Consider the following 12,043-nt stretch of genomic DNA (forward strand, 5'->3'; position numbering starts at 1 on the left):
ACCCTGTCCCGGTGACCGTCTCCGAACCCCTCACCGGGCCCACCGGACCCCTGGGGCAGCCCGCCCCCGGCCCGGGACGGCAGTGGCGCCGCGAGGCGCTGGCCGCGCTCGGGGACGACCCGCGCCGCCGCCCGCCCGTCGTCGACGGCTACGTCGTCGGCCGCCTCCTGGGCGCGGGCGGGTCCGGTGTGGTGTGGGCCGGGACGGGCACCGACGGGGTCGAGCGGGCCCTGAAGGTGCTGGCGGCCTCCCCGGACCCGGGCACGGGACCGGCCGGGACGGACCTGCTCACCGAGCTGTCCCTGCTGCGGCGGGTGCGGCACCCGCGGGTCGTCGCCGTGCACGACATCTCCACCGACGCCCAGGGCCGGCCGGTGCTCGTGCTGGACCTCGCCGCGGGCGGCTCGCTGGCGGGGGTCCTGGCCCAGCGGCGCCGGCTGTCGGCCGGGGAGGTCAGCGGGCTGGTGCAGGTGCTCGGCCCCGCCCTGGAGGACCTGCACGCCGCCGGTGTCGTCCACGGCGACGTCGCGCCGGGCAACGTCCTGCTCGACGCGCGCGGGGAGCCGCTGCTGGCCGACCTCGGGGTGTCCCGCGCGCTGGGCCGGCGGCACGGCAGCGTGCTGGGCACCCCCGGCTTCGCCGACCCCGCCGCGCTGGCGGGCGAGGGCGTCGGCGCGGCCTGCGACGTCTACGGCCTCGCGGCGCTCGCCTGGCGGGCCCTGACGGGGGAGGTGCCCACGGCCACCGGTGTCCTCGGGGCGCGGCAGGCCCACCGGCGGGCCCTGGCCGCGGTGCCGGCCGGCGGGTCGGCGGCCGTCCTCACCGCGCTGCGCGACGGGTTGCACCGCAAGCCGTCGCGTCGCCCCACCCCCGGGGAACTGGCCGGCGCCGTGGCCGCGGCGGCCCGCCCGCGGCCCGTGCGCGGTCTGGCCCTGCCGGCCGGTGCGCCCCGGCCCGTGACGCCCGGAGCGGCCACCCCGCCTCCCGGCGCCACCCACCGCCTCACCGGGGCCGCGCACCGTCCCGAGGACACCGGTCCGGTCCTGCCGTCGCCACCGGCCTCGCGCGCACCGGTCCCGCGGGCACCGGCCCCGCGCGCACCGGCCACGCCCGGGCGCGGGCGTCGGGCCGCTGCGGGACGCCGGGCCGCTGCGGGGCGGGGGGCCTCGCGGCGGCTGCTCCTGGCCGCCGGCGCGCTGCCCGTGGCCGCCGGGGTGGTCCTGCTGCTCGTCCTGCACGGTCGGGGGACCGCGCCGGCTCCCGCGGCGCCGCTCCCCGCCGCGGCGGCCCCGTCCGCGGCCGTGACCCCGCAGCCCCCGCAGCCTCCGGAGCCCTCGCAGGCCCCGGAGCCCGTCCCGCCGGCGCAGGACCCGCCGGTGGCCGGGGTGCTGCCGGGGGAGGACGTCCTGCGGGGCGAGGACGCCACCGCCGTCGTGACGGCGCTGGCCGACCGGCGGGCCGCGGTGCTGACCTCCGGGTCGGTCCAGGCCCTCGACGGTCTCGACGTGGCCGGGTCGGCGGCGTGGGCGGCGGACGAGGCGGTGCTGGCGGACCTGACCGCGAGCGGCACCACGTTCGAGGCGCTGGCCTTCGACGTCCGCGCGGTCCGGGAGCTGGAGCGCACGGGGTCGCGGTGGGTGCTGGAGGCCGACGTGACGACCGCCGAGCACGTCGTCGTCTCGGCCGCCGGGGCGCGCACGGACGTGCCCGCCGGCCAGCCGCGCACGTCGCGGCTGACCCTCGAGCGCGTCGCGGGCCAGTGGCGGGTCAGCGCGGTCGGCTGATCCGCCCGCGGGCCGGGGTGGGCGCGGCGGGTCAGGCCCGGGCGAGCCAGCCGGTGACCGAGGGCACGTCGGGGTGCCGGAAGGTGAACCCGTGCTCCAGCAGGACCGCGGGCACGACGCGCTGGCTGGCCAGGACCTGCCCGGCGAACTCGCCGAGCACCAGCTCCAGCGCGAACGCCGGGGCGGGCAGCAGCGAGGGCCGGTGCATCGCCGCACCCAGCGCCGTCGTCAGCGCGGTGTTCGTCGCCGGTTCCGGGCACACCAGGTTGGCCGGGCCCGAGACCGGCTGGGTGAGGAGGAACTCCAGCGCCGCCAGCTCGTCGGGCATCGTGATGGGGCTCCACCACTGCCGGCCGCTGCCCAGCGGCCCGCCCAGACCGAGCTTGAACAGCGTGAGGAGCTGCCCGAAGGCACCGCCGACGGGGTTGGCCAGCAGGCCGGTGCGGGCCAGCGCGACGCGGATCCCGGCGGCCGAGGCCGGTTCGGTCGCGCCCTCCCACCGGGCCACGACGTCGGCGAGGAAGTCGTCGCCGCGGGGGGAGTCCTCGGTGAGCACGTCCGCGCCGCCGTCGCCGTAGGCGCCGATGGCCGAGGCGTTGACGAGCACCTGCGGGGCCTCCTCGAGCCGCAGCAGCGCACCGACGAGCGTGGAGGTGGAGTCGAGGCGGGAGGAGAGGATCGTCCGCTTGTACTCCCGGGTCCAGCGGTGGTCCCCGACCCCGGCCCCCGACAGGTTCACCGCCCCGTCCACCTGGCCCAGGGCGCGGGGGTCGAGCTGCCCGCGCGCCGGGTCCCAGCTCACCTCGTGCGCCTCGCGCACCGGGCGGCGCACGAGGGTCACGACCTCGTGACCTGCCCCCCGCAGGTGGGCCACCAGGTGACGACCGATGAGGCCGCTGGCCCCGCTGACGACGACGCGCACGCGCACACTCCTGGCTGTGGTGGTGGGACGGGGGTGGTGGGACGGCGGCAGCCCCGCCCCTGCGGGAGGGACGGGGCTGCCGGAGCGGGTCGGGGGTGCGGGTCAGAGCCCGAGGTCACCCTCGAACGCGCCGGCCTCGATGCGCTTCTTGATGGTCTGCAGGAAGCGCGCCGCGTCGGCCCCGTCGACGATCTGGTGGTCGTAGGACAGGGCGAGGTACATCATCGAGCGCACCGCGATCGTGTCCTGGCCGTCGGCGTCGGTGAGGACGACGGGCCGCTTGACGATCGCGCCGGTGCCGAGGATGGCGACCTGCGGGGCGTTGAGGATCGGGGTGTCGAACAGGGCCCCGATGCTGCCGGTGTTGGTGATGGTGAAGGTGCCGCCCGACAGGTCATCGGGGGTGATCTTGCTGGCCCGGGTGCGGGCGGCCAGGTCGGCGATCTTGCGCGCCAGCCCACCGAGGTTCAGGTCACCCGCGTCCTTGATGACGGGGGTGATCAGGCCCTTGGGGGTGTCCACGGCCATCGAGATGTTCTCGCTGCCGTGGTAGACGATGTTCTCGCCGTCGATGCTGGCGTTCAGCGAGGGGTGCTGCTTGAGCGCCTCGACGGACGCCTTGACGAAGAACGGCAGGAACGTGAGCTTGGCGCCCTCGGTCGCCGCGAAGGAGTCCTTCGCCCGCGCGCGCAGCCGCGCGATGCGGGTCACGTCGACCTCGATGACCGTCGTCAGCTGCGCGGAGTTCTGCAGCGACTCCTTCATGCGCTGGGCGATCACCTTGCGCAGGCGCGACATCTTCTCGGTCGTCCCGCGCTTGGGGGAGACCTCGACCGCGGGAGCCGCCTGGGCGCCGGACCCGGTGGACGCCGCCGGCGCCTGCTCGGGGGTCTGGGCCTGCTGCTGCTGGGCCTTGGCGGCCTCGGCCGCCTCGTCCGCGGCCTGCTGCACGTCCTGCTTGCGGATGCGGCCGCCGACACCGGTCCCGGTGAGGGAGGACAGGTCCACCCCGAGGTCCTTGGCGAGCTTGCGCACCAGCGGCGTGACGTAGGTGCTGCCGCCCGTGGACTGCGCGGTCGACCCCGCGGTGGAGGACTGCTGCGCGGAGGGCTGCGGCGCGGACGGGGACTGCTGCGCGGAGTGGGACGGTGCCTCGGCGGGCTCACCGGAGGACCCGGCCGAGGGCTGGGTCGAGGACTCGGCCTGCTGCTCGGCGGAGGCGCGTTCCTCGACCTCGTCGGCCAGCGACTCCTCCTGGGCCGGAGCCTCCTGCGCCGACGTGTCCTGCGCCGAGTCGTCCTGGGCGGGGGCGTCCTGAGCAGGGCTCTCCTGCGGGGTGGACTCCTGCTGGGCCGAGGCGTCACCGATGCGGGCCAGGTCGGCCCCGACCTCGGCGGTCTCGTCCTCGTCCACGAGGATCTCCAGCAGCGTGCCGGCGACCGGGGAGGGGATCTCGGTGTCGACCTTGTCGGTCGAGACCTCCAAGAGCGGTTCGTCGACCTCGACGCTGTCGCCGACGGCCTTGAGCCAGCGCGTGACCGTGCCCTCGGTGACCGACTCGCCCAGGGCCGGCATCTGCACGGCCTGGCCCGCGCCGGACCCGCCCGAGCTGGGGGCGGCGGCGGCCGGCGGCTGCTCGGGGTCGGGCTCCTGCGCCGACTCCGGCGCGGACTGCGCGTCCTGCGTCGACGGCGGGGTGGGCGAGTCCTCCTGGGGAGCGCTGGGGGCCGCGTCCCCGGACCCGCTGTCCTGCCCGCTGCCCTGCTCGGACTCCTCCCCGACGCGGGCGAGGTCGGCGCCGACCTCGGCGGTCTCGTCCTCGGGGACGAGGATCTCCAGGAGCACCCCGGCCACGGGGGAGGGGATCTCGGTGTCGACCTTGTCGGTGGACACCTCCAGCAGCGGCTCGTCCACGGCGACGGTGTCGCCGACCTGCTTCAGCCACCGCGTGACGGTGCCCTCGGTCACGCTCTCGCCGAGAGCGGGCATCTGCACCGAGTTCGACATCTGTTCGGTTCTCCTCACGGACGGTCTCCGGCGCCGGGGAGACGCCGCGGGTTCAAGGGGTCGGTCGGCTACGCGTGCGAGTGCAGGGGCTTGCCGGCCAGCGCGAGGAAGGCCTCGCCGACGGCTTCGTTCTGGGTGGGGTGGGTGTGGACCAGACCGGCCACGTCCTGCGGGTAGGCCTCCCAGTTCACGATGAGCTGGGCCTCGCCGACCTGCTCGCTCATGCGCGAGCCGACCATGTGGACGCCGACGACCGGGCCGTCCTTCTCGCGCACCAGCTTCACGAAGCCGGTGGTGCCGAGGATCTGGCTCTTGCCGTTGCCGCCGAGGTTGTACTCCAGCACGTCGACGTCGCCGTACTTCTCGCGCGCCTTGGCCTCGGTGAGGCCCACGGAGGCCACCTCCGGCTCGCAGTACGTGACCTTGGGGATGCCCAGCTCGTCGATGGGCTGGGGGTCCAGGCCGGCGATGTCCTCGGCGACGAAGATGCCCTGGGCGAAGCCGCGGTGGGCCAGCTGCAGACCGGGGACGATGTCGCCGACGGCGTAGACGCCCTCGACGTTGGTCCGCAGCCGCTCGTCGGTGAGGACGAACCCGCGGTCCATCGTGATGCCCTGCTCCTCGTAGCCGAGGCCGGCGGTGTTCGGGCCGCGGCCGACGGCGACGAGCATGAGGTCGGCCTCGAAGGTCTTGCCGTCCTCGAGCTTCACGACGACGCCGCTGTCGGACTGCTCGACGCCCGCGAAGCGCACGCCGAGGGAGAACGTGATGCCGCGCTTGCGGAAGGCGCGCTCGAGCGCCTTGCTCGCGGCCTCGTCCTCCAGCGGGACCAGGTGGGGCAGGGCCTCGACGATGGTGACCTCGGCGCCGAAGGAGCGCCACACGCTGGCGAACTCCACGCCGATGACGCCGCCGCCGAGGACGACGACGCGCTCGGGGACGGTGTCGAGGGTGAGCGCCTGCTCGCTGGTCATGACCCGGCCGCCGATCTCGAGGCCGGGCAGGCTGCGGGAGTAGGAACCGGAGGCCAGGACGACGTGCTTGCCGACGTAGCGGGTGCCGTCGACCTCGACGGTGTTCTTGGCCACGAGGGTGCCGGTGCCGGCGACCAGCTCGACCTTGCGGGACTTCACCAGCCCCTGCAGGCCCTTGTAGAGGCGGGAGACGATCCCGTCCTTGTACTTGTTGACGCCCGTCATGTCGACCGAGTCGAGCGTGGCGCGCACGCCGAACGTCTCGGACTCACGGGCCGTGTCCGCGACCTCGGCCGCGTGCAGCAGGGCCTTGGTGGGGATGCACCCGCGGTGCAGGCACGTCCCCCCCAGGAGGTCCTTCTCCACGAGGGCCACGGACAGCCCCAGCTCGGCGGCCCGCAGGGCGGCGGCGTAGCCCCCACTGCCTCCCCCGAGGATGACGACGTCGTACTCCTGCCCGGCGGCACCTGCCACGAAATGCTCCTGAGGTCGGCTTGTGCTGGTGACTGCTCCGTCGTGATCCTCTCACCACGCGCCCGAGGTGGCGCGAGGGGGGCGTCGCGGTCCGGCCGGCCCCGTCGGGGGCGCCCACGGAGGGCCCTGGACGCGCCGACGGCACCTCCCCGGGCGGGGAGGTGCCGTCTGACCAGCTCGTGTCCGGGGGGGTGTCGAGCTCCGGTCCGCTCAGCGCTCCTTCTCGGCGGTCCAGGACTCCTTGCGCTCGACCGTGCTCTCCTTGCGGGTCACCACGGACTCCTTGCGCGTGACCGTGGACTCCTTGCGGGTGAGGGTCGACTCCTTGCGCTGGGTCGAGCTCTCCTTGCGCTGGGTCGAGCTCTCCTTGCGGTCGGTCGAGGACTCCTTGCGGTCCGTCGAGCTCTCCTTGCGGTCCGTCGACGATTCCTTGCGGTCGGTCGAGGACTCCTTGCGCTGGGTCTCGGAGACACCCTGGAGGCCGGGGGCCGTCTTCGTCACCGTCAGGGTGGCGGCGGGGGCGGCCGAGGCCGACGCCGCCGCACCGAGCCCACCGCCGGCGATGACGGCGGCCGCGGTCAGGGACAGGGCCGCGGTGCGGGCCGAGCGCTGCAGGAGGGCGCGGGTGGCAGAGGTGGTCTGACGGGTGGACATGGTGCCTCCGTGACGTGTGCCCCGGTGCACACCGGGGAGTCTGGTTGAGAGAACCGAACCGGTCGGACGTGACGCCCCCGAACTAGGCCGTCACGGTGAGCATATAACTAGTTGCTCAACGTGCAGTCCATTCGCGGCACGAGGATCACCCGTCTGGAGCAGAGCCGCCGTCGACCCCCGATGTCGGATCGACGAACGGGTTGCGGGGCAACGACTTCCGCCCCGAGGACGATCTCAGCTGATCGCAGGGGGACCGTCCGCGGACTCCCACGGTGCGGAAACGACGGAGGGCGTCCCCGTGCGGGGGGCGCCCTCCGGCCGGGGCGGCGGTGCCGGTCAGCGGCGCGCGTGGTCCTCCGCGAGCGCGACCAGCGTGCGCACCGCGACCCCGGTGCCGCCGCGGTGGGTGTAGCCCCACGGCTCACCCGTGGCGAACGCCGGGCCGGCGATGTCCAGGTGGGCCCACGGGATCGGGGACCCGGTGGGCGTGCTGCCGACGAACTCGCGCAGGAACACCGCGGCCACGAGCATCCCGCCGGCCCGGTCGCCGATGTTGGCCAGGTCCGCGACGGGGGAGTCCAGCGTCGCGCGCAGCTCCTCGGGCAGGGGCATGGGCCAGAAGGACTCCCCGGCCCGCTCGGCGGCGGCGAGCACCGCGGCGCGGAAGGCGTCGTCGTTGCCCATGACCCCCGAGACCCGGTTGCCCAGCGCGACCACCTGCGCACCCGTGAGGGTGGCGACGTCGACGACGGCGTCCGGCTGCTCGGCCGAGGCGGCGACGAGGGCGTCACCGAGGACGAGACGGCCCTCGGCGTCGGTGTTGAGCACCTCCACCGTCGTCCCGCCGAACATCGTCAGGACGTCGGAGGGACGGATCGCCGTGCCCGAGGGCATGTTCTCGGCCACCGCCAGCCAGCCGGTCACCTTCACCGGCAGGTCGAGCTCGGCCGCGGCGCGCACCGCGGCCAGCACCGCCGCGGCGCCGGACATGTCGCTCTTCATCGTCTCCATGCCCGCGGCCGGCTTGATGGACAGCCCGCCGGAGTCGAACGTGATGCCCTTGCCGACGAAGGCGAGGTGGCCCTTGGCGCGCGCCGGGGCGTGCTCCAGGACGACCAGGCGCGGGGGGCGGGAGGAGCCCTGGCCGACGCCGAGGATGCCGCCGTACCCACCGGCGGCGAGGGCCTCCTCGTCCAGCACGCGCACGGTCAGGCCCGTGCCGGCGGCGGCCTGCACGGCCGCCTCGGCCAGGTCCGCCGGGGCGAGGTCGGCCGGGGCCGTGTTGATGAGGTCGCGCGCGGTGTGCACGGCCGCGGCCACGACGCCGGCGCGGTCCACGGCCGCGCGCAGCGCCTTGTCCCGCGGCTTGGCGACCAGCAGCGTCACCTCGGCGACGGGTTCGCGGGACGCGGCGCGGTAGCGGGTGAAGGCGTAGGCGCCCAGGGCCGCGCCCTCGGCCAGGGCCGCGGCGGTCGCGGCGTCCGGGACCGGCAGCCCCAGGGCCACCCGGCGGTGCCCGGCCAGGGCCCGGACGGCCGCGCCCGTGGCGCGGCGCAGGGCCTCGGCGTCGGCGTCGGCCCCCGTCCCGGTCAGGGCGACGAGCCCGGTGCCCAGCCCGGCCACCCCCGGCACGAGGTGGACCTGCCCGGCCGCACCCGTCGCGCCCAGGGCGACGGCGGCCTCCACGAGGGCCGAGCGGGTCGCGCGGGGGAGGTCCTCACCCCCCAGCAGGACGGGGGCGGTGGTCTTCGCGCCCGCGGTGGCGGGCGCGAGCCCGAGCACCAGGGCGTCCACCGACACGCTCTTGACCGACTTGCTGCTGAGGAGGAGACGTGGCACCCGGGCACCCTAACGTGACCGTGTGCGAGGGGACCGGGACCAGGGGGCGGCCGAGGGCGCGGACGGGGGCGCGGACGGGGGCGCGGACCAGGGGGAGCGGGAGGTCCGTCCCGGCGTCCGGTGGCGGGCCGTGGCCCCCGGTGACGCCCCGGTGCTGTCGGTCCTGTGCCGGCTGACGGGGGACAGCGGCCGCGACGCCGGCGCCCGCACCGCGTTCCCCGACCTGCTCGGCGACGTGTACGCCGCCCCCTACGCCCACGCCTACGCGACCGGTGGCCCCGAGGGGACCTCGTTCGGCACGCTCGTCCTCGACGGGGCCGGGCCCGCCGGGTACGTCCTGGGCTGCCGGGACACCGCGCGGTTCGAGGCCTGGCGCGAGGAGCACTGGTGGCCGGCGCTGCGCCGGCGCTACCCGCGCCCGCAGGACGGCCACCTCGGCTCCTTCGACGAGCCGCTGCTGCGGACCGTGCACGAGGGCGTGCGCCCGGACCCGCTGTGGGCGGAGCGCCCCGCCTCCCACCCCTCGCACCTGCACGTCGACCTGCTGCCGCGGCTGCAGGGGCGCGGGCTGGGCCGGCTGCTCGTGGAACGGGTGTGCGCGCAGCTGGCCGCCGCCGGGTCCCCCGGGGTGCACCTGGGGGTCTCGGCCGCCAACCCCGGTGCGGTGGCGTTCTACCGCCGCACCGGGTTCACCGAGCTGGACCGCTCACCCACCGGTCACACGTTCGGGCGGGTGCTCTCCCCGCCGGACCCGCCGGTGGCGTCCCCGGGCTGAGGCTCGGGCGCCGGCTCGGGCTCGGGCTCGGGGGCCGGTTCGGGGTCCGGCTCCGGTTCGGGCTCGGTCAGGGGCGGCAGCTCCGCCTCGTCGGCCGCCGCGAGCGTCTGCGCCACCCGCAGCACCCCCACCGCCGCCAGGGCACCGGTCCCGCCCCCGCGACCGGCCCCCAGCTCCAGCACGGGCGGCAGCTTGAGCCGCTCGGAGGCCAGGGCCTGCGCCGGTTCGGCCGTCGCGGCCCCGAGCTGCCACCACTTCTCCGCCCCCGGGACCCCGCGCGCGGCCACCAGGGCCGCCGCGATCCCCAGGCTGCCGTCGAGCAGGACGGGGGTGCGCCGCGCCGCCGAGCGCAGCAGGAACCCGACCGCCGCGGCGACGTCGGCGCTGCCGACGGCCTGCAGGACGGCGGTGGGGCGCGTGGCCAGCTTGCGGCCCCGGCGCACCGCGTCGCGCACGGCGGCCGTCTTGCGCATCCAGGTGTCGTCGTCGATCCCGCTGCCGCGGCCGACCACGTCCACGGCACCCTTGCGCAGGCAGACCCCCACCAGCGTCGAGGCGACGGTCGTGGCGCCGGCCCCCAGGTCGCCCAGCAGCAGCAGGTCCACCCCGGCGTCGACGGCGGCGTCGGCGACCGCGGCCCCGGCGCGCACGGCCTGCTCGACCTCGGCCCCGGTGAGGGCGTCGCCCACGGCGATGTCCCCCGAGGGGTGCAGCGCCCCGGCCAGGACGGCGGCGGGCACGTCCACCGGCCCCTCGGCGCCCCAGTCCACCCCCAGCGCGTGGACCTCGACCTCGGCCCCCACCTGCGCCGCCAGGGCCGCCACGGGCCCCCGGCCGGCCACGAGGTCGCGCACGGCGCCCGCGGTCCAGCCGGCCCCCAGCCGGGAGATCCCCCGCGCGGCCACCCCGTGGTCACCGGCGAAGACGACCAGCCGCACGCGCTCCAGCGGGGCGGCCACGTCGCGGTCCTGCGTCCCGGCCAGCCAGCGGGCCAGCCCGTCCGTGCGGGAGGCCGGCAGCAGCGGCGCCACCCGGCGCGGCCGCGCCTCGGAGGTGTGCGGGGACCGCAGACCCTCGGCGATCTCGCGCAGGTTCAACGGCCGTGGGCCGTCGGTCATCGGGACTCCTCGGGGACGGGGGCGCGTGTGCCCCGGCATGGTCCCACCCGCGCGCCCCGGCCCGGTCCGCCCACCCGCCCGGCGGGTCCCGGCGCGACGGGCTTGTCGGTCCCGGACCGGCCCGCCTACCGTGGCGGGTCCCGGGTCCGAGGACGGCCCGGCGGGAGGTCGAGGATGACGTCGCGGGAGCCGGTCGCCGCGCGCGAGGACTGGTTGGCCCAGAGCGCGAGCGCCGTCGTGGGCACCCCGCTGCCCGGCGCGCGCGAGCTCGTGTCCTCCTCCTGGTGGCGTGCCCGCCGCACCGGCCTGGACCCCGACCGCGTCGCGCCGCCCGTCGTGGCCGACCCCGGCGACCTGCGCACCCGCCGCGAGGTGCACCCCCTGGCCGCCGTGCTGCCCACGGCGCGCCGGCTGCTGCTGGCCGAACCCCTCGGCGTTCCCGTCCTCATGGCCGTCAGCGACGCCGACGGGACGCTGCTGTGGGTGGAGGGGGACACCGGTCTGCGCCGGGCGGCCGAGCGGATGGCCTTCACCGAGGGCGCGCGGTGGAGCGAGGACGTCGCCGGCACCAACGCCCCGGGCACCGCGCTGGCGCTGGGCCGGCCCGTCCGGGTGCGCCAGGGCGAGCACTACGCCACCGCGGTGTCCGGGTGGAGCTGCTCGGCGGCCCCCGTGCGCGACCCCTCGACCGGTGGCGTCCTCGGTGTCCTGGACCTCACCGGCGGGGACGACCTGGGCCGGCAGCGGGCCCTGGAGCTCGTCCGCGCCGCCGTGGGGGCCGTGGAGGCCGAGCTGCGGGTGCTGACGCTGCGCCGGTGCCTCGCCCCCGGGGTGGCCGCTCCCGTGCCCGTCGCCCCCCGGCTGTCCGTCCTCGGGCCCGTGCCCACGCTCGCGGCCGGCGGGACCGTCCGGCCCCTGTCGACGCGGCACAGCGAGGTCCTGCTCCTGCTGGCGCTCGCCCCGCCCTGCGGGCTGTCCGCCGCCCAGCTCGCCGCCCAGCTCGACGAGCGCGACCTGGCCCCCGTCTCGGTGCGCGCCGAGGTGCACCGCCTGCGGGCCGTCCTGCGCGACCGCACCCGCGGGGGCCTGGACCTGTCCCCGGCGCCCTACCGGCTCCTGGGGGAACTGGGGTGCGACGCCCTCGACGTGCGCGCCGCGCTGCGCGCCGGGCGGGTGCGCGAGGCCGTCGCGGGCTGGTCGGGGGAGCTGCTGCCCGGCTCGGACGCCCCCGGCGTGCGCGACCTGCGCGAGGAACTGCTGCTGGAACTGCGCACGGCCGTCCTGGAGGGCGACGACGACCGGGCCCTGCTGGAGTTCTCCCGCACCGGGGCCGGGCGCCACGACGTCGTCGTCGCCCGCGACCTCGTCGCCCGGCTCGCCCCCGGGGACCCCGGGCGGGCCGAGGCCGTCGCCCGCCTCGAGCGGTTGCGGGCCTGACCCCTCCGGGCGGGGTGCAACGGCGTTGCAACGCCGCCCGGCGCAGGGTGGGACCACGG

The 12,043-nt window shown here is 76.9% G+C and carries 9 protein-coding genes; 3 read left to right on the forward strand and 6 right to left on the reverse strand.

Going from position 1 to position 12,043, the window contains the following annotated elements:
- The first annotated feature begins 11 nt into the window (after positions 1 to 11).
- The gene (locus AB2L27_RS04350; RefSeq protein ID WP_370440249.1) at positions 12 to 1,784 is read left to right on the forward strand and encodes a protein kinase domain-containing protein; all 1,773 of its coding nucleotides are present in this window, start codon (positions 12 to 14) and stop codon (positions 1,782 to 1,784) included.
- Between the two features lie 31 nt (positions 1,785 to 1,815).
- On the opposite strand, the gene AB2L27_RS04355 is transcribed toward AB2L27_RS04350, so the two are convergent.
- From AB2L27_RS04355 to AB2L27_RS04375, 5 genes are all read right to left on the reverse strand, one after another.
- Complete coding sequence (locus tag AB2L27_RS04355; RefSeq protein ID WP_370440250.1) at positions 1,816 to 2,706, reverse strand: TIGR01777 family oxidoreductase; 891 nt, start codon at positions 2,704 to 2,706, stop codon at positions 1,816 to 1,818.
- Between the two features lie 102 nt (positions 2,707 to 2,808).
- A complete protein-coding gene (sucB, locus tag AB2L27_RS04360; protein ID WP_370440404.1) occupies positions 2,809 to 4,713 on the reverse strand; it encodes a 2-oxoglutarate dehydrogenase, E2 component, dihydrolipoamide succinyltransferase in 1,905 nt (634 codons plus the stop codon).
- A gap of 68 nt (positions 4,714 to 4,781) precedes the next feature.
- Positions 4,782 to 6,161 (reverse strand): dihydrolipoyl dehydrogenase, encoded by a 1,380-nt coding sequence (lpdA, locus tag AB2L27_RS04365; RefSeq protein WP_370440251.1) that lies wholly within the window; start codon positions 6,159 to 6,161, stop codon positions 4,782 to 4,784.
- Between the two features lie 210 nt (positions 6,162 to 6,371).
- Positions 6,372 to 6,815: a hypothetical protein gene (locus tag AB2L27_RS04370; protein WP_370440252.1), complete on the reverse strand. Its 444-nt coding sequence runs from the start codon at positions 6,813 to 6,815 to the stop codon at positions 6,372 to 6,374.
- 336 nt (positions 6,816 to 7,151) lie between these two features.
- Positions 7,152 to 8,654: a leucyl aminopeptidase gene (locus tag AB2L27_RS04375; protein WP_370440253.1), complete on the reverse strand. Its 1,503-nt coding sequence runs from the start codon at positions 8,652 to 8,654 to the stop codon at positions 7,152 to 7,154.
- Positions 8,655 to 8,676: 22 nt separating this feature from the next.
- Here AB2L27_RS04375 and AB2L27_RS04380 point away from each other — a divergent pair, with 22 nt between their 5' ends.
- Positions 8,677 to 9,429: a GNAT family N-acetyltransferase gene (locus AB2L27_RS04380; protein WP_370440254.1), complete on the forward strand. Its 753-nt coding sequence runs from the start codon at positions 8,677 to 8,679 to the stop codon at positions 9,427 to 9,429.
- Here the strand turns inward: AB2L27_RS04380 and AB2L27_RS04385 are convergent.
- Complete coding sequence (locus tag AB2L27_RS04385; RefSeq protein WP_370440255.1) at positions 9,372 to 10,547, reverse strand: nicotinate-nucleotide--dimethylbenzimidazole phosphoribosyltransferase; 1,176 nt, start codon at positions 10,545 to 10,547, stop codon at positions 9,372 to 9,374. The two genes, AB2L27_RS04380 and AB2L27_RS04385, sit on opposite strands and share 58 nt — an antisense overlap.
- Before the next feature lie 174 nt (positions 10,548 to 10,721).
- On the opposite strand from AB2L27_RS04385, the gene AB2L27_RS04390 reads away from it, so the two are divergent.
- Positions 10,722 to 11,984: a GAF domain-containing protein gene (locus AB2L27_RS04390; protein ID WP_370440256.1), complete on the forward strand. Its 1,263-nt coding sequence runs from the start codon at positions 10,722 to 10,724 to the stop codon at positions 11,982 to 11,984.
- Positions 11,985 to 12,043: the final 59 nt, after the last annotated feature.

Source organism: Kineococcus halophytocola (assembly GCF_041276425.1).
GTDB classification, from domain to species: Bacteria; Actinomycetota; Actinomycetes; order Actinomycetales; family Kineococcaceae; genus Kineococcus; species Kineococcus halophytocola.

What these genes read in the sequence shown, in the direction of transcription:
- sucB (WP_370440404.1), bottom strand. Translation starts at nt 4,713, where the DNA reads ATGTCGAACTCGGTGCAGATGCCCGCTCTCGGCGAGAGCGTGACCGAG.
- AB2L27_RS04370 (WP_370440252.1), bottom strand. Translation starts at nt 6,815, where the DNA reads ATGTCCACCCGTCAGACCACCTCTGCCACCCGCGCCCTCCTGCAGCGC.
- AB2L27_RS04385 (WP_370440255.1), bottom strand. Translation starts at nt 10,547, where the DNA reads ATGACCGACGGCCCACGGCCGTTGAACCTGCGCGAGATCGCCGAGGGT.
- AB2L27_RS04390 (WP_370440256.1), top strand. Translation starts at nt 10,722, where the DNA reads ATGACGTCGCGGGAGCCGGTCGCCGCGCGCGAGGACTGGTTGGCCCAG.